The organism is Cryobacterium sp. MP_3.1 (genome assembly GCF_035984795.1).
GTDB lineage: Bacteria > Actinomycetota > Actinomycetes > Actinomycetales > Microbacteriaceae > Cryobacterium > Cryobacterium zongtaii.
The window spans coordinates 17,388-33,435 of the sequence record NZ_JAXCHV010000037.1; the positions used below are offsets into that span (position 1 = coordinate 17,388).

Here is a 16,048-nt window from a genome sequence, read left to right on the forward strand (position 1 = left end):
TTTCTTTAGTTATGGATGAGAAGGCTGGGGGCCGCACCGAGGAGGGTGCGGGTGTACGGATCGCTCGGGGTGGTGAAGACCTGCTCTGCGGGTCCCTCCTCCACGACGCGTCCGGATTTCATGACGACGATCCGGTCGGACACGTAGCGCACGGTCTGGATGTCGTGCGAGATGAACGCCATGCCGAGGTTGAGGCCCACCTTCAGGTCGCTCAACAGGTTGAGGATCTGGGCGCGCACCGACACATCCAGGGCGCTGGTCGGTTCGTCGGCGATGATGATGTCAGGTTCGAGCGCGAGCGCCCTGGCGATGGCCACCCGCTGGCGCTGGCCGCCGGAGACCTGACCGGGGAACACATCGCTGGTGGAGGCGGGCAGCCCGACGAGGTCGAGCAGTTCCCGCACCCGCGCTTCCCGCTGCGCCAGGGTGCCGATGCCGTGCACCCGGAGCGGGTCCATCAGCACGTCGTGCACGCTCATGCGGGCGTTCAGGGCGGTGGACGGGTCCTGGAAGATGATGGACACCGCCTTGCCGTACGCCTTCGCGGTGGCCCGGTCGCGCTTGACGATGTTGCGTCCCTTGAACGACACCGTGCCGCTGGTCGGCTCCTGCAGCCCGACCATCACCCGGGCGAGGGTGGACTTGCCGCAGCCGGACTCCCCCACGATGCCGATGGTCTCGCCGCGGTTCAGGGTGAGGCTCACCGAGTTGACGGCGTGCACCTTGTCCCGGCGGAACAGCGTTCCGGTGCGGGCGGTGTGGATGACGTGGATGTCGTCGAGTCGCAGAATCTCAGTGCCGGTGCTCATCGCGTGGTCTCCAGTTCGTCATCCGGTGCCAGCAGGGCATCGTTGTGGGTGGACACAAGGTGCAGGGTGCCGGTGATCGGCCGCAGCTCCGGGCGGGTGGCCCGGATCGCGTCGCCGCTCCTTGACCGTGGCGCGAACCTGTCGCCGGTGGCGAAGTCACGCGGCGAGGGCACCGTGCCGGGGATCTGGTGCAGCCGGGTGGCGCCGTCCTCGATGGACAGCACCGAACCGAGCAGGCCCCGGGTGTACTCGTGGCGAGGGCTCATCAGCAGCGCCGTGGTCGGAGCGGACTCCACCACCTGGCCGGCGTACATGACGGTGATGCGGTGCGCCAGCTCCGCGACCAGGGCAAGGTCATGGCTGACGAACACCATCGCGAAGCCGAGCTTCTCGCGCAGGTCGTTGAGCAGGTCGATGACCTGCGCCTGCACCGTCACGTCCAGCGCGGTGGTGGGCTCGTCGGCCACGATCAGCTTGGGGTCCCGGGTCAGCGCCATGGCGATCAGTACCCGCTGGCGCTGTCCGCCGCTCAGCTCGTGCGGGTAGCTCTTCAGCGTGCGCACGGGGTCCAGGCCCACGAGTTCGAGCAGCTCGGTGGCGCTGCGGGTGCCACCGCGCTTGATCAGCTGGCCCAGCTGGGTGCTGACGAGCATCGACGGGTTGAGCGAGCTCAACGCATCCTGGTAGACCATCGCCATCTCGTGCCCGAGCAGCGCCTGGCGCTCCTTGCGCGGCATGGTCAACAGGTCGCGACCCTCGAAGAGGATCTGCCCGGTGATCTCGGCGGTGTCCGGCAGCAGCCCCATGATGGCGAGGCTGGTGATGCTCTTGCCGCAGCCGGACTCGCCGACCAGGGCCATCGTCTCGCTGGGGCGAACCGAGAAGCTCACGTTGTCGACGATGGCGATGTCGCCGTGCCGGTTCGGGAAGCGGATGCTCAGGTTCTTCACCTCGAGCAGCGGGGCCGCATCACCGGTGTACACCAGCCGGTCGGTGCGGGTCGATTCGATCAGCCGCAGCTGGGCGAGGTGCATCTCGAGGGGCACGGATGCCGCGGCGGTCTCCACCACGGACACTGTCGTGGTGGTGGCGCTGTCGGCAGCGGACACGGCGGCAACGGCCTTGGCGTTCTTCGCGGCCGGCTTCACCAGGGCGTCGGTGAGGCCCTCGGCGAGGATGTTCAGCGACAACACCGTGATCAGGATGAGCATGCCGGGGAAGAAGGTGGCCCACCAACCGCCGCTGAGCAGCAGGTTCCGGCCGGACGAGATCACGTTGCCCCAGGACGGGGCGGGGTCCTGCACGCCGGCGCCGATGAACGAGAGGCTCGCTTCGAAGACGATCGCGTCGGCCACCAGCACGGTGACGAACACCATGATCGGGGCCGCACAGTTACGGGCCACGTGCCAGAACAGGATGTGCGGCAGTCGGGCACCCATCACCCGCTCGGCGGAGACGTAGTCCTCGCCGAACTGGGCCATCACGTTGGCGCGCACGATCCGGGCGATCTGCGGAACGTAGAGGAACGCGATCGTGCAGATCAGGATCGGCAGCTCCTTGCCGAAGACGGCAACGAAGACGATAGCCAGGGCGATGCCGGGGAACGACATGATGATGTCGAGGATGCGCATGATGGTCTCGCTCAGCCACTTGGACGCGGTGGCGGCGATCGACCCGATGATCGCACCGGCGATGAGAGCCAGCGACGTGGCCCCCAGGCCGATGGCCAGGGAGAACCTGGCGCCGTAGAGCAGCCTGGAGAAGATGTCGCGGCCGTTGCGGTCGGTGCCGAAGAGGTGCTCGAACGAGGGCGGCAACGCCGGGATGCCCGACTTGAGCGGGTCGAACGGGGCGATGACCGGTGCGAGGACCGCGAGCAGCACCACGAGACCGAAGAAGGCGAGGGCGACCTTGGAGCCGAGCGGCATGGCGCCGAAGCGCTGGGCCGGCACGCTCAGTCGCGCGTTGAGTGATCGACGCATCGTTACACCGTCCGAATCCGTGGGTTGATGAGCAGGTACAGCATGTCCACGACGATGTTGACGACCACGAAGGCCAGCGCCACGGTGAGGGTGACGCCCTGCACCAGGTTGATGTCGTTGTTGGTCACACCGTTGAGGATGAGTTTGCCCATGCCGGGCAGGTCGAAGATGACCTCGATGATGACGGCCCCTCCGATGAGGTAACCGACCCGCAGGCCGAGCACCGTCACGGGGGTGATGAGGGCGTTCCGCAGCACGTTCCGGCTCACCACGACGCTGCGCGGCAGGCCGCTGCCGATAGCGGTACGCACGTAGTCCCGGTCGAGCTCCTCGACCATCGAGGTGCGCACCACCCGGGTGAGGGAGGCGGCGACGGGGATGCCGAGCGAGATCGCCGGCAGGATCATGGTGCCCAGCCAGCCGGTGAAGGAGTCGTTGATGTTGACGTACCCGCCGGTGGGCAGCCAGCCCAGGCCCAGGGCGAAGTTCTGGATGAGCAGAATGGCGAGCCAGAACGACGGCACCGCGATGCCGGCGATGGACACCACCCTGATGAGCTGGTCGGGCCAGCGGTCGCGGTACAGGGCCGCGGTCACGCCGAGCGTGAGCGAGAGCACCACGGCGATCAGCAGGCCCATGATGGTCAGCTGCACGGTGAGGGGGAAGGCCGACCCGATCAGGGTGGTCACCTTGCTCGCCGGCGGAACGGTGACGCCGAGGTTGCCCTGCACCAGGTTGGCCAGGAAGGTGAGGTAGCGCACGATCAGAGGGTCATTGAGACCCGCGTCTTCGCGATAGGCCTCTCTGGCGGTCTCCGACGAGCTCTCCCCGAGAGCGTTGATGGCCGGATCTCCCGGCGCGAGTTGCATAACGAAAAAGACGAGGGCGGTGATGCCCAGGATCATAATCGGGAGCACGGCGATTCGTCGGGCCATGAGCCTGAGCAACGCGGTCACAATTGTCTCCTCTAGAAAGAAAATGGGGTGGGGGCCGGCCACCGGCCGGCCCCCGGGTGGATTACTCTGCGGTGCGCGCGACGTCCAGGAAGGACAGGCCCGTGAAGGCCACGGGCTTGAAGCCGGTGATGGCGTCTTCGTTCCAGGCCGTCGGCAGCTTGCGGTGCACGAGCGGGTAGACCGGGCACTCGTCGGCGATGAGGTCGAAGGCCTTGCCCCACAGCTTCTTCTGCTCGGCGGCATCCGACGTCGCCATGGCGTCGTCGAGGTAGCCGGTCAGCGTGGCGAACTCCGCGGAGTCGGCCCAGCGGTACCGCTTGGTGGGCCAGACCGTCGCGGCGCCGTACCACCAGCGCAGCAGCAGGTCGGCGTCGTTACCGAACACCGACGGGTCGCCGGGGGCGACCATCACCGTGTAGTTGCCCTCGTCGACGGTCTTGTACTGGGCACCGGACTGGTTGGAGTCGATGGTGGTGGCGATGCCGGCGGCGTCGAGGTCCTCCTTGATCAGCGGCAGCACATCCTTCACCCAGCTGGTGTCGGTGGCCAGCAGCGTGATGGACAGTCCGTCGACCCCGGCGGCCTTGAGCATCTTCTTGGCCTTGGCCAGGTCGTACGTGTAGACCGTCTTGGCCTTCTGGTACGACGGGTGCTCCTTCTGCAGGTAGCTGGTGGCCGCGGTGGCCTGGCCGAGCATGCCCGTGTTGATGAGCTTCTCGTAGTCGATGGCGTAGCGGAACGCCTGGCGAACGCGCTTGTCGTCGAACGGGGCGACCGAGGTGTTGAACATCATGAACAGCTGGCCGAACGACTGCACCGACTCCACGGTGGCGTCCTTCAGCGAGGCGACGTCGATGTAGGGCACATCCTCGATGGCCTGCACCCGACCGGACTGCACGGCGGTGACGCGGGCAGCGGCATCCGAGAGCAGGTTCCAGGTCATCGCGGCGGCCAGGGCCGGGCGGGAGCCCGTGTAGGCGTCGAAGCGCTCGAACATGATCTTGTCGTCCTTGACGGCCGACAGCATCTTGTACGGGCCGGTTCCGGTCGGCAGGGAGTCGAAGGCGACCTTGTCGGCCTCCACCAGTGCCTTGGGAACGATCTTGACGACCGACAGACGCTCCAGCGCGAGGGCGGTCTCCTGCTTGAGCGTGATCTTCACAGTGTTGGCGTCGACCTTGGCGATCGAGTCGACGAACGGGAGGAAGGTGAGGTAGAGCGACGCGTTCGCCGGGTCGAGCACACGCTGGAACGAGAAGACGACATCGTCTGCTGTTACCGGAGTGCCGTCGTGGAACACAGCGCCGTCACGCAGCTTTGCGGTGACGGTCTTGCCGCTCACGGTGGGCAGGTCGGCGGCGAGCGCCGCGTACACCTCGCGGGTGACCGGGTCGAGTTCGACCAGGCCCTCGAGCACGTGCCAGTTGGCGGCGACGGTGACGGCGCCGGTGGTGGTCATCGGGTCGAAACCGGTGGAGAGGGCGTAGGAGATGCCCGCCTCAATGGTTCCATTCTTGTCAATACCGGGGCCCTCGGAGCTGGTCGGTGCCACGCTGTTGGTAGACGCGGGGCCGCTGCAGGCGGCGAGTGTCGCCACCAAACCCATGGCGCCTGCGGCCTGGAGGAAGACCCTACGGCTAGTCTTCCCCTGAAGTGATTCTTGGAGCATCAGATTGCCTCTCGTTTTTTTGTGTTCGGAAAGCTAAATCAGACGTCAGACGTCCTACGTGATAAACTGAAGTTATACACACTCGAGTGAAAGGTCAAGCATCGGATGCCAAATCATGACAAGTCGAAATCAGGAGTTTTCGCATCCGAAACGTCGCGGAAACGCAGTTCCGTGACCGACCAGATCAAAGACTTTATCTTGACCAAGGGGCTCAAATCGGGCGACCTGATGCCCACCGAAACCGAAATTTGCGCTGAACTGGGAGTTAGCCGGTCGAGTGTTCGCGAGGCGATTCGGACCCTTGCTGCGCTGGACATCGTGGAAGTCAAACACGGCTACGGCACCTATGTCGGCCAGTTGTCGCTGGCGCCCCTGGTGGAGGGGCTCGTGTTCCGGGGCGTACTCCGGCCGCAGGATGACTTCGCGGCACTCCGCGAGGTGATCGAGGTGCGCGAGGCGCTCGACACCGTCATGGCGCAGCAGATCATCGATGCGCTGCACGGCGGCACCGACGAGATCCTCGAGGGCCTGGTGGCCACCATGGTCGCCAAGAGCGCGACCGGCGAGTCCTTCGCCGAGGAAGACCTGGCCTTCCACACCCGGCTCTTGGCTTACCTGGACAACACCTTGGTAGGCCAGCTGGTCACCGCGTTCTGGGAGATCAACACCGTGCTGTACCCGAAGCTCGGCATCGCCCCGGCCACCGATATCGACGACACGGCGCGTGCGCACGGCGCGATGCTGGATGCGGCCAAGGCCGGCGACCTCGACGCGTATCGCGAAGCGGTCATCGCGCACTACCAACCGCTGCGTCGCTCCCTCGAGAAGGCGGCGCTGCAGACCGTCGCCGGCTAGCGGTACCGGCTAGCTGTACTGCTGGCTGCCCGCTAGTCGCCGGAGAGGCTCCGGCGGGCGATGTCGAGCACCAGCTGCTCGTCGTCGACCCCGCCGCCCTCGTGGCCGTTGAACGGCCACACCGTGATCTCCTTGGGGCCCTCGTAGGCGTTGTAGGCACCGAACACCGTCGACGGCGGGCAGATCGGATCCATCAACGCCGCGGACAGCCAGACCGGCGCGGTGGCGCGGGTGATGAAGTTGACCCCGTCGAAGTAGGACAGGGTGTGCAGCACGGCGTCGGCCTTACCGCGATACCAGGACAGGTAGTTGGCGATCTCCTTGTATGGATCGCGGTCGGTGATCATGATCGCCCGCGGGAAGTCGCACAGGAACGGCACGCGCGCGGCCACGGCCCGCAGGCCGGGAACGAGGCCGGCGACGGCCAGGGCCAGCCCGCCGCCCTGGCTGATGCCGGTGACCATCACCCGGTCCGGATCCGTGGTCGGCAGCTCGGTCACGGCGTCGACCAGGCGCACGGCGTCCACGATCAGGCGTCGGTAGTAATAGGTCTCCCGTGAGTCGATGCCCCGGGTGAGGAACCCGGGAACCTGGGGCCCAGAGCCGGCACTGTCCGGGGTGCTCCCTCGCGAGCCGCTCCAGGCCTGTCCCCGGGTGTCCAGCTCCAGGTGCGCGTAGCCGGCGGAGGCCCAGAGCAGGTTCTCGATGGCATCGCCGCGGCCCCGGCCGTAGCCGTGGAACTGCACGATCGTGGGCAGGGCATCCGTCGTGCCTGCGGGTACCCGCAGCCAGGCCTTGATCCGTTCTCCCTCGAAGCCGGAGAAGGTGAGGTCGTAGACGTCGAGGGTGACCAGGCCGGCGTCGATCTTCTGCACCTCGAGGGCCAGCGGATGCCGGCGGGAGGCGTGCAGGGTCTCCGCCCAGAACTCGTCGAAATCGTCTGGGTCCACCTGCGCGCTTCGGTAGTCGTGCAGCGCGGCTTCGGGCAGGTCCAACAGCATCCGGGCGCTCTCAGCGGACCGTGTTGCGCAGCGTGCCGATTTCGGGGATGGTGATCGCCACCTCGTCGCCCGGGCTGAGCTCGGCCGCGGTGTTCGGCGACCCTGTCATCACCACGTCGCCGGGTTCGAGGGTCATCCAGCGGGTGACGTAGACGAGGGTGTCGACCACCCGGGAGGGCAGGTTGAAGGTGCCGGAGCTGGCCACGACCTGGCCGTTGACCTCCACGATGATCTCGAGGTTCTCGGGGTCGGCGATCTCGGTCTCGATCCAGGCGCCGAGCGGGGTGTAGTTGGTGCCGGCCTTGCTCTCGAAGTTCTTGTTGTCCACGGCGTTGCGCTCGGCGCTGGTCACGTCGTTCACGATCGTGTAGCCCAGCACGTGCTCCAGAGCGTTTTCCACCGTCAGCCGGCTGGCCGTGCGGCCGATGACGACCGCGAGCTCGCCCTCGGCCACGACGGTTCCCGCATCCGCAGCCAGCACGATCTGGTCACCGTCGTTGGCGACGGTGCGCACCGACTTGAGCCAGGCCTGCACGGGCAGGATCGCCTGCGGATCGGCGTTGTGGCCGATGCCTACGACGAGGCCGGGGGTGCTGGTGCGGGCGATCTTCACGGGGTGGAGCCTTTCATCAGGGTGGTGGCAGGGGTGGCTGGGGTGGCGGGGTCGCGCGGGGACTCGTCCAGCAGGGCGTCGCGGATGATCCGGCGCGGGTCGTACTGGCGGGGGTTGAGCTTCTTCCAGTCGATGTCGTCGAATTCCGGGCCCATCTCGTCCTTGAGACGGTCCTTGGCGCCGTCGGCCATCTCCTTGGCCTTGCGCACGAACCGGCCGAGCATCGCGGCGTAGTGCGGGATGCGTTCGGGGCCGAGCAGGAACGCGGCGATGATCGCGATGATGATGAGCTTGTCGAACGTCAATCCGAACATGGCGGGTACTCCTTCGCTGCTGTCGACCGGCCGGTCATCGAAGGCCGGCCAGTTCTTGGTCGATCCGGTCGGCGGCCTTACGGGCCCGCCGGTCGTGGATCCAGGCGATGAAACCGGCCACGAAGTACAGCAGGATCATCGGTACGGCGAGCATGAACATCGACATCACATCGGCGGCGGGGGTGGCGACGGCGGTGAAGATGATCACCACCACGATGGCGATCCGCCACGAGCCGAGGATCGACGTGGCGCTCAGCACGCCGGCGAAGTTGAGCAGCACCAGGAACACCGGCAGCACGAAGGCGATGCCGATCGCGACCACGAGCTTGAGCACGAAGTCGTAGTAGCCCTTGGCACTGATGATCGCCGCCGAGTCCTCCGGAGCGAACGAGGTCAGCAGCGCCACCATGTTGGGCAGCACGAACCAGCCCGCCGAGCAGCCGGCCAGGAACAGCGGCACCGCGGAGGCGACGAAGGCGATCGCGAACTGTTTCTCCCGGCGCGCCAGGCCCGGCATGAAGAATGCCCAGATCTGGTACAGCCAGATCGGTGAGGAGATCACCACGCCCACGGTGACGGCAATCTGCATCCGCAGGTCGAACGCCTCGGAGATGGTGGTGAAGTTCAGCTCGGAGGCGCGGCCCTGGGCCTGGGCGATGTTGCCGATCGGAACGCGAAGCGCGTCCAGCACGGGCTCGGAGAGCATCCAGCCCACGATCGCGCCCAACAGGATTCCGATAGCCGCCCGGGTGATGCGCTTGCGCAGCTCGATCAGGTGTCCACCCAGCGTCATCTTCCCGTCCCGGGCGGACTTCACCTTCGTGACGGTGGTCACGATGGGTCAGATCCGGGTGGAGGCGCGCGTCGGGAGCGGGATGGGCTCGGCAACCGGGGTGCCGGGGTGGGTCAGCTCGGCGGCCGGGTCGGTCGCATCCGTGCCGTCGTCGTCTTTCAGGGTCTTGACTTCGCTCTTGAAGATGCGCATCGACTGGCCGACGCTGCGGGCCAGGCCCGGGAGCTTGGGGGCGCCGAACAACAGCAGAACAATCGCCAGGATGATGACCATGTGCCATCCGGTGAGGTTTGCAAGCATGATTTTCGCCTCTCGTCTGTGGGATGTAGAACGTCTGACGTCATACGCTACTGGAATTCGTCGGGAATGCAAGGGAATGTGGATCATTGGCCGATTTCAGGCCGAGCTTCACCGTCTTCGGCGTCAGCCCAGCACCACCGCGGTGATGCGAGCGCGGAAGAACTCACCCTCATCTTGCCGAGCAGTACCCCACCCCCACCCCGCGGTAAACGTGGCCGGAAGTGTCAGGCCCGCGTACTCCTGCTCGCTGTGCACGGTGCAGCCGAAGGGATATCGTCCGAAAGGCGCCCCGCCGGGGTTCCCCCAGCGCCACAGGGACACCGACTGCACCTCACCCCGCGGCCCGATGTGCAGTTCGGCGGATTCCGCTTCGCCGTCGATCTGCCACGTGCCGATGACGTGATCTGCCGAACGGCCTGCCGTCCAGACCGCGGTGCGGAAGCCGATGGGGGCGAGCACGATCTCGCTGGCCAGTCGCCCTGCGGCGCTACGGGCCACGTCGACGCCGCCGGCGGTCACCACAGGAAAGAGCCCGAGCATCCGCCAGCGCATCTCCCCGGTGCCGGTGGTGAACCGGTCGAAGCCGCGCACCGGCAGCCCGGCCACCCAGGCCGTGGCCGCCCAGATGTAGCCGACGCCGGGAACGAGAATCTGACGGGCGGAGAACCTCCGCCACACGCCGAGCCTGATCTCGCCGCGCATGGTCAGCTGCACCGAGCTGGAGAGGGGCGTTCCCGTGGGGATGGCGTGAGTCAGCCAGCGCCGTGCGGGTTCGGGCAGCTGCGCCACGAGCTCAGGCGCAAAGGTCTCGGTCGGGGCTGGTCGGGCAAGCAGCTGGCGCCACGCTCCGCTCACCTGCCGGGCTTCGCCGGGCACCTGGTTGGCCGTCACGGCGTGGCCCCCGCGTTCCCGGTGCGGTATGGGTGCCGGGGCGCGCCGTGGGCCGGCGCCATCCCGTAGCGGGCGAGTACAAGCTGAACGGCGAGCCGTGGCGCATCGGGGTTCGCGGGTGCCCCGGTGATGAGTGCCCGCACGTACAGCGGGCCGGCCAGCGCGTCGAGCACGAACTCGACATCGGTGTCCGGCAGTAGTTCAGCGGTGGATATACCGCGCTGCACGGCATCCCGCCACAGCCGTCGGGTGGGCTCGATGATCAGGGTGCGATAGCTCGTGGCGAGCTGAGGGTCGGTCGCCATCTCGGCGACGAGTCCGGGCAGCACCCGACCGAGCGGCGTGTGTGTGAGCGTCACCGACAGCCGGGTGGCGTAATCGAGCAGCTGTTCGGCGACGCTGCCGACGCGCACGCCGGTCTCCCCCGGCATCTGCGTGACCATCGCCTCGACGACGAGCTGGGACTTGTGCGGCCACCGTCGGTACACGGTCGGCTTGCCCACCCCGGCCCGCCTGGCTACCCCGGCGATGGTGAAGCCCGCGTAGCCGACCTCACCGAGCAGATCGAGGGCCGCGGCGATGATGGCCGCGTCGACATCGGGATGCCGCGGTCGCCCGCGCTCTCGCGCCGACCCTCGTTGCGGTCGGGCCGCCACGTCGTCCGGTGCCATCGCCACTCCCCACTGCCGGCGGTCCCTGAATATCGTTACTACTCGTAACGCTATGGCAAGTTTAGCGACGTGAAGACTGGCTTTCGGTCTGCCTATCTGGTAAATATATCTAAAAGATATAAGGAGTCCCGTGATGGCTACGACAGACCAGACCCGGATGGCCGTTCTCGGCGGCCTGAGCATCGCGCCGATGACCGGGTACGCCCTGCGCGAGCAGATCCGGGATGCCCTCGGGCATTTCTGGGCGGAGAGCTTCGGGCAGATCTACCCCGCGCTCACCGCACTCGAGCGCGACGGGCTGATCGAGCGCCAGGCGGCCATCCGTGCCGGCTCGTCGACGTTCGCCCTGACCCCGCTGGGCACCGAGCGCCTGCGCGAGTTGCTCGCCGAGGACCCCCAGCCGGTGAAACCGCGAAACGGTGTGCTGCTGCGACTGTTCTTCGGGCGCCAACTCGGTCAGGAGGCCTGCCGGAAACTCGTGGCGGACACGCGGGCCACCGCCGAGGCCGAACTCGCCGAGATGCGCCGCATCCACGAGGAGTTGCAGGCCGACACCGGCCCGGATGCGCCGTACATTCTCCTCACCGTGCTCGCCGGCGAGCATGCCGCGCGTGCCTCGCTCGACTGGGCGGATGAGGCGCTGCGTGTTCTGGACGGCCTGGCGTCGGCGGTCCCGCCCGCCGCCGCCGCCGCCTCCACCACCCCCGCCGCCACCCCCGCCGGGGAGCACCCATGAGCGCCGGATCGACCGCCGCGCGCCGTCTTTTCCCGCGGCGGCGAACCGCCGGTGCCGTCGCACTCGGGTTCCTCGTTGTCGTGCTCTTCCAGATCAGCCTGATGCTCGGTGCACCGTTCGGTGCCGCCGCGCTCGGTGGCGCGAATGCGGGCACCCTGCCGGCCGAGCTGCGGATGGTCAGCGCCGTGAGCGCGGTGATCTGGGTCATCGCCGCGGTCATCGTGCTCGCTCGAGGTGGGTTCGGGATGCGCGTGCCACCCGCGCTGAGCCGTTGGGGCACCTGGGCGCTGGTGGGGTATCTCGCGCTGGGCGTGCTCATGAACCTGGCCTCATCCAGCCCCTGGGAACGGTTCGGCTGGGCCCCGTTCACGGCCGTGCTGTTCGGTCTGACGCTGCTTCTGGCGCTCAGTGAGCGAGAAGGCCCACCGGCCGGGCCGACGGGGGTGCCCCGGTGAGCGCCGGGGTGGTGACCGGCGCGGCCGTGCTGTTCTGTGTGCTCATGGCCGGTCTGATTGTCTTCCAGGCCGCACTCATCGCCGGGGCGCCACTGGGTCAGTTCGCCTGGGGCGGGCAGGACCGGGTGCTGCCCATCCGGAAACGCCTGGGCAGTGCCACGTCGATCGGTCTCTACCTGATCTTCGGGGTGCTCGTTGTGCAGCGCGCCGGACTGGCCGACGTCATCCCGTGGCCCGGGTTCGTCATCGTAGCGACCTGGGTCCTGGCCGGCTATTTCCTGCTCGGCATCGTGCTCAATGCCGTCTCACGGTCGCGGCCGGAGCGGTGGACCATGGCGCCCCTCTGCGCGGTGCTGGCCGGCCTCACGGTGCTCGTCGCGCTGGGCTGACCCGGCCCGCTCGGGCGGCCCGGCCCGGCACGCACTCGCCCCCACGGCATGCACTCGTCCCCGCGGCACGCACTCGCCCCCGCGGCACGCGCTCTTCCCCGCGGCACGCACTCGCCCACTCGTCCCCGCGGCACGCACTCGCCCCCACGGCACGCACTCGCCCCCGCGGCACGCACTCGTCGCGGCGGCACGCACTCGTCGCGGCGGCACGCGCTGTAGCGGGTGCCGCCGGGCATAAACCGTGCCGCCGGGGATAAACCGTGCCGCGAACAGCCGCGGCGACGCGATCGTTAGGCCGTCGAGGCGGCCTGGGTGCCTCCAGCCACCGCCCACGTGCGCCATCGGTGCCGGGTCTGCCGAAGCAGGTACTCTCGGGCCTGCCCGCGAGCTCGGGCCACAGGCCACAGGCCACAGGCCACAGGCCACAGGCCACAGGCCACAGGCCACAGGCCACAGGCCACAGGCCACAGGCCACAGGCCACAGGCCACAACCTGCAGTACGGTGAACGCACATGCAATCGGGGACCGCGTTGGCGTGTTCTCCCGAACGACCACACTCGAGAGGTGAACGGATGGCCGGTTCCGCCGTAGTCACCCCGGTCGCGCCCCGTCTGCAGCGGGACCGGTTCCTGGTGCCCGATGTGGCACGCGGCGTCGCCATCCTGGCCATGCTCATCGCGCACGCCGGACCGCTGATGTTCGACCAGCCCGCGGCAACGGCCTTCCTGCAGGGCCAGTTGAACGATGTGGCCTCCCCCCTGTTCGCCACCACGATGGGCGCCGCGGCGGCGATCGTGCTGGCCAAGGCGGGCACCGCATCCGCGCAACGAACGGTGATCCTGCAGAACGTCGTCCGGGGCGCCATCCTGGTGCTGCTCGGGTTGCTGTTGGCCACCTGGGGCAGCTGGATCGCGATAGTGCTCTCGTTCCTGGGCATCGTGCTCGCCATCGGCACCCCGCTGGTGCTGCTGGGCACCCGGGCGCTGGTCGCCGTTTTGGCCGCGGTGCTGGTGCTCGGCGCCCCGCTCAATGAGCTGATGCTGGCCGCCACCGGTCCACTGATCACCGTGGGTGAGCGCACCCCGGCGAGCTTCCTCCTCGAATGGCTCTTCCTCAGCCCGCACTACCGGGTGACCAACCTGCTGCCGTGGTTCCTGTTCGGGGCGCTGCTGTTCCGCATCCGTTTCGGTGGCCGCCGGGCGGGCTGGATTCTGTTGGCGATCGCCGTGCCCGCCTGGTGGCTCGGGCCGCTCTGGCGCGGCGCGACCGGGGCGGAGTTCAGCCCGTCGGGCAGCTACCTCGACACCCTGCACGATGCCGGGCTGGTGCTCGGGGTGCTGGGCGTGATCATGCTGCTCGCGTCGCTGCGGGGGCGGCGAACCGCGGCCGTGGTGCGTGCGGTGTTCTTGCCGTTCGAGGCGATCGGCTCGATCTCACTGTCGCTGTATGTGTTCCAGGTGGCCGTGGTGGGGTGGATGGCCGACAACGGGATCAGCTACGGCAGCACCGACCCGGTCGCCTGGCTTGTGCTCGTGATCGGCGTGCCGATCGTGGGGATCCTCTGGTGGCGGTTTGTGGGCAAGGGCCCGATCGAGTGGCTGATCGGGGTGGTCTCTGGCCGGTACCGGCTCCGCCGCTCGAGCACCGTCGGTGCCGGCTCAGCGAGGTAGCGCTGCCGGTTCGCGCACCACCCCGAGTTGCTTCACATTCCCCGTTCGGGACGCCCGACTAGGTGTTTTTCGGCAACTCGCGCAGATTCCGCTCGGCCACTTCGGGCAAAGCGCCCCTTCGACGCTTGCCATGCGGCACTGTGCGGCAACTCGGCGTCGGCCGGGGGCACCGGGAAGCCGAACTAGGTTGCCGCCTGATGCAACGGCTCGAGCGCCGAGTCGAGGGCCGCTTCCAGCGGCCAGGCCGAGCGCATCGGCTGGCTGAGCACGAGGCCACCCTGGATCGCGGCGAGGATCACCACGGCGATGCGTTGGGGGTCGACCGCCTGGTCGATCAGCCCGCCGGCCTGCATTTTCGTCACGCCCGCCGCCAGGGTGTCCCGCCACTCGGCCATGCTGGCGCTGAAGAAGGCTTCGAGGTCGGGGTCGGTCATCGCGGCCTGCGTCGCCAACGACCCGATCGGGCACGCCCACCGACCGAGGCCGAGGTAGTAGTCCACCAGCGCGGCGCGCCACGCGTTCCAAGACTCCCAGGTGCTCAGGTCGTGAATGTAGGGCTCCTGCGCCGCGAGCAGCTGCCGCCCTTCCCAGGTCGCGACCTCGCGCACCAGTTCGGTCTTGCCGCCGGGAAAGTAGTGGAAGAGCTGGCTCTTGCTCGTGAGGGTGGCGGCACGAACGGTGTCCAGGGTGGTGCCGCCGATGCCCGCGGCGAGGATCTGCTCTCCGGTGGCCTCGATGATCCGCTGGCGGGTGGCCCGGCCCCGCGCGGTGATCTTCGTCTCCTCCATGCGTCGATCGTAGCGTACTGGACCGCACGGTCCAGGGTGTGGTACGAATGGACCGTGAAGTCCAATAGTGAACTCCCGCCCCAGCCCCTGTCCCCCGATTCCCGATCGCCCTTCGGGGCCGAATCGACCGCACTCGACGTGGTGCGCGGCCTCGACCTGGGCGGACGCTCCGCCCTGGTGACCGGGGCCAGTTCCGGCATCGGGGTGGAGACCGCGCGGGCGCTGGCCGCTGCGGGCGCGAGCGTCACCCTCGCGGTGCGGGATCTGGCGGCCGGCACCCGCACCGCGGAGGAGATCCGCTCGAGCACCGGCAACAGTGCCGTGCGGGTGGCCCACCTCGACCTGGCCGACCTGGGCACGGTGCGGGCGTTGGCGGCGGGGTGGTCGGGCCCGTTGCACATCCTGGTCATCAACGCCGGCATCATGCACACCCCGGAATTGCGGACGCCCGCCGGGTGGGAGATGCAGTTCGCGGTGAACCACCTGGGTCACTTCGCTCTCGCGACGGCGCTGCACCCGGCGCTGGCCGCGGCCGACGGGGCCCGGATCGTGGCGGTGAGCTCCAGCGGGCACGGCTCGAGCGGCATCCGGTTCGACGACCTGTTCTTTGAGCGGGATGCCTACGACTCGTCGCTGGCGTACGGGCAGTCGAAGACCGCGAACGTGCTGTTCGCCCTCGAGGCCACCCGGCGGTGGGCGGATGACGGCATCGCCGCGGCCGCCCTGATGCCGGGCGGCATCTGGACGAACCTGCAGCGGCACTGGGACCCCGAGGTGCTGGCGGGGATGAAGAGCCGGTATCCGGGCAAGAGCGCTGCGCAGGGAGCCGCGACCTCGGTGTTCGTGGCCACCCGGGCGACGCTCGGCGCGGGAACGCCGGGCTACTACGAGGACTGCCACCCGGCGGCCGTGGTGCCCGCCATCGTCGACGGCATCCACGGGGTGCTCCCCCACGCGCTCGACCCGGACACCGCCCGCCGGCTGTGGGACGTGTCCGCCGGGCTGGTCGCGTCCGCCTGACCGCCCATGGGCGGCGTGTCCGGCGTCGCGACCAGTCCGTTGGTCGAGCTTGTCAGTGATGATGGATGTGGGGTCGGGTTGGTCTGACTCAGAGCTTGTCCGACGCCTTGGCTGTCTTTGTCTCGATGCGTCGACT

General features: G+C 68.2%; 18 protein-coding genes. 6 read left to right on the forward strand and 12 right to left on the reverse strand.

What is annotated here, in order from left to right:
* Positions 1-5: 5 nt before the first annotated feature.
* The 4 genes from RCH12_RS16600 to RCH12_RS16615 form a co-directional block, all read right to left on the reverse strand.
* Complete coding sequence (locus RCH12_RS16600) at positions 6-809, reverse strand: ABC transporter ATP-binding protein (protein ID WP_103430887.1); 804 nt, start codon at positions 807-809, stop codon at positions 6-8.
* Positions 806-2,791 carry a dipeptide/oligopeptide/nickel ABC transporter permease/ATP-binding protein gene (locus RCH12_RS16605; RefSeq protein WP_103430888.1) on the reverse strand — a complete coding sequence of 662 codons (1,986 nt, stop codon included), beginning with the start codon at positions 2,789-2,791 and terminating at the stop codon, positions 806-808. The genes RCH12_RS16600 and RCH12_RS16605 overlap by 4 nt, the downstream gene beginning before the upstream one ends.
* Before the next feature lie 2 nt (positions 2,792-2,793).
* Positions 2,794-3,747 (reverse strand): ABC transporter permease, encoded by a 954-nt coding sequence (locus RCH12_RS16610; protein WP_103430889.1) that lies wholly within the window; start codon positions 3,745-3,747, stop codon positions 2,794-2,796.
* 61 nt (positions 3,748-3,808) lie between these two features.
* On the reverse strand, positions 3,809-5,299 hold the full coding sequence (locus RCH12_RS16615; protein WP_327017606.1) for an ABC transporter substrate-binding protein: 1,491 nt from the start codon (positions 5,297-5,299) through the stop codon (positions 3,809-3,811).
* A 288-nt stretch (positions 5,300-5,587) separates the two neighbouring features.
* Here RCH12_RS16615 and RCH12_RS16620 point away from each other — a divergent pair, with 288 nt between their 5' ends.
* Positions 5,588-6,271, forward strand: a complete 684-nt coding sequence (locus tag RCH12_RS16620; protein WP_241979902.1) for a FadR/GntR family transcriptional regulator — start codon at positions 5,588-5,590, stop codon at positions 6,269-6,271.
* A gap of 32 nt (positions 6,272-6,303) precedes the next feature.
* Here the strand turns inward: RCH12_RS16620 and RCH12_RS16625 are convergent, their stop codons facing one another.
* The 7 genes from RCH12_RS16625 to RCH12_RS16655 all read right to left on the reverse strand — a co-directional run bounded on the left by RCH12_RS16625 (position 6,304) and on the right by RCH12_RS16655 (position 10,854).
* Positions 6,304-7,272 carry an acetylxylan esterase gene (locus RCH12_RS16625; RefSeq protein ID WP_327017607.1) on the reverse strand — a complete coding sequence of 323 codons (969 nt, stop codon included), beginning with the start codon at positions 7,270-7,272 and terminating at the stop codon, positions 6,304-6,306.
* A gap of 10 nt (positions 7,273-7,282) precedes the next feature.
* Positions 7,283-7,885: a fumarylacetoacetate hydrolase family protein gene (locus RCH12_RS16630; protein ID WP_165789037.1), complete on the reverse strand. Its 603-nt coding sequence runs from the start codon at positions 7,883-7,885 to the stop codon at positions 7,283-7,285.
* Complete coding sequence (locus RCH12_RS16635; protein WP_103430894.1) at positions 7,882-8,199, reverse strand: Sec-independent protein translocase TatB; 318 nt, start codon at positions 8,197-8,199, stop codon at positions 7,882-7,884. The genes RCH12_RS16630 and RCH12_RS16635 overlap by 4 nt, the downstream gene beginning before the upstream one ends.
* 34 nt (positions 8,200-8,233) lie before the next feature.
* Positions 8,234-9,034 (reverse strand): twin-arginine translocase subunit TatC, encoded by an 801-nt coding sequence (gene tatC, locus RCH12_RS16640; RefSeq protein WP_241990496.1) that lies wholly within the window; start codon positions 9,032-9,034, stop codon positions 8,234-8,236.
* 6 nt (positions 9,035-9,040) lie between these two features.
* Entirely contained in the window at positions 9,041-9,292 is a 252-nt protein-coding gene (gene tatA / locus RCH12_RS16645) for a Sec-independent protein translocase subunit TatA (RefSeq protein WP_327017608.1), read from the reverse strand.
* A gap of 123 nt (positions 9,293-9,415) precedes the next feature.
* Positions 9,416-10,183: a DUF6544 family protein gene (locus tag RCH12_RS16650; protein ID WP_327017609.1), complete on the reverse strand. Its 768-nt coding sequence runs from the start codon at positions 10,181-10,183 to the stop codon at positions 9,416-9,418.
* On the reverse strand, positions 10,180-10,854 hold the full coding sequence (locus tag RCH12_RS16655) for a TetR/AcrR family transcriptional regulator (protein WP_327017610.1): 675 nt from the start codon (positions 10,852-10,854) through the stop codon (positions 10,180-10,182). Before RCH12_RS16655 ends, RCH12_RS16650 begins: the two co-directional genes overlap by 4 nt.
* A gap of 133 nt (positions 10,855-10,987) precedes the next feature.
* Here RCH12_RS16655 and RCH12_RS16660 point away from each other — a divergent pair, with 133 nt between their 5' ends.
* The 4 genes from RCH12_RS16660 to RCH12_RS16675 all read left to right on the forward strand — a co-directional run bounded on the left by RCH12_RS16660 (position 10,988) and on the right by RCH12_RS16675 (position 14,104).
* Entirely contained in the window at positions 10,988-11,590 is a 603-nt protein-coding gene (locus RCH12_RS16660) for a PadR family transcriptional regulator (protein ID WP_327017611.1), read from the forward strand.
* Positions 11,587-12,045 (forward strand): hypothetical protein, encoded by a 459-nt coding sequence (locus RCH12_RS16665; RefSeq protein WP_327017612.1) that lies wholly within the window; start codon positions 11,587-11,589, stop codon positions 12,043-12,045. Before RCH12_RS16660 ends, RCH12_RS16665 begins: the two co-directional genes overlap by 4 nt.
* Complete coding sequence (locus RCH12_RS16670; protein WP_327017613.1) at positions 12,042-12,434, forward strand: hypothetical protein; 393 nt, start codon at positions 12,042-12,044, stop codon at positions 12,432-12,434. Before RCH12_RS16665 ends, RCH12_RS16670 begins: the two co-directional genes overlap by 4 nt.
* 572 nt (positions 12,435-13,006) lie before the next feature.
* Positions 13,007-14,104 (forward strand): acyltransferase family protein, encoded by a 1,098-nt coding sequence (locus tag RCH12_RS16675; protein WP_327017614.1) that lies wholly within the window; start codon positions 13,007-13,009, stop codon positions 14,102-14,104.
* A gap of 182 nt (positions 14,105-14,286) precedes the next feature.
* Here the strand turns inward: RCH12_RS16675 and RCH12_RS16680 are convergent, their stop codons facing one another.
* Positions 14,287-14,892, reverse strand: a complete 606-nt coding sequence (locus RCH12_RS16680; RefSeq protein WP_103430900.1) for a TetR/AcrR family transcriptional regulator — start codon at positions 14,890-14,892, stop codon at positions 14,287-14,289.
* 54 nt (positions 14,893-14,946) lie between these two features.
* On the opposite strand from RCH12_RS16680, the gene RCH12_RS16685 reads away from it, so the two are divergent.
* Positions 14,947-15,912 carry an SDR family NAD(P)-dependent oxidoreductase gene (locus RCH12_RS16685; protein WP_327017615.1) on the forward strand — a complete coding sequence of 322 codons (966 nt, stop codon included), beginning with the start codon at positions 14,947-14,949 and terminating at the stop codon, positions 15,910-15,912.
* The last annotated feature ends 136 nt before the right edge of the window (positions 15,913-16,048 follow it).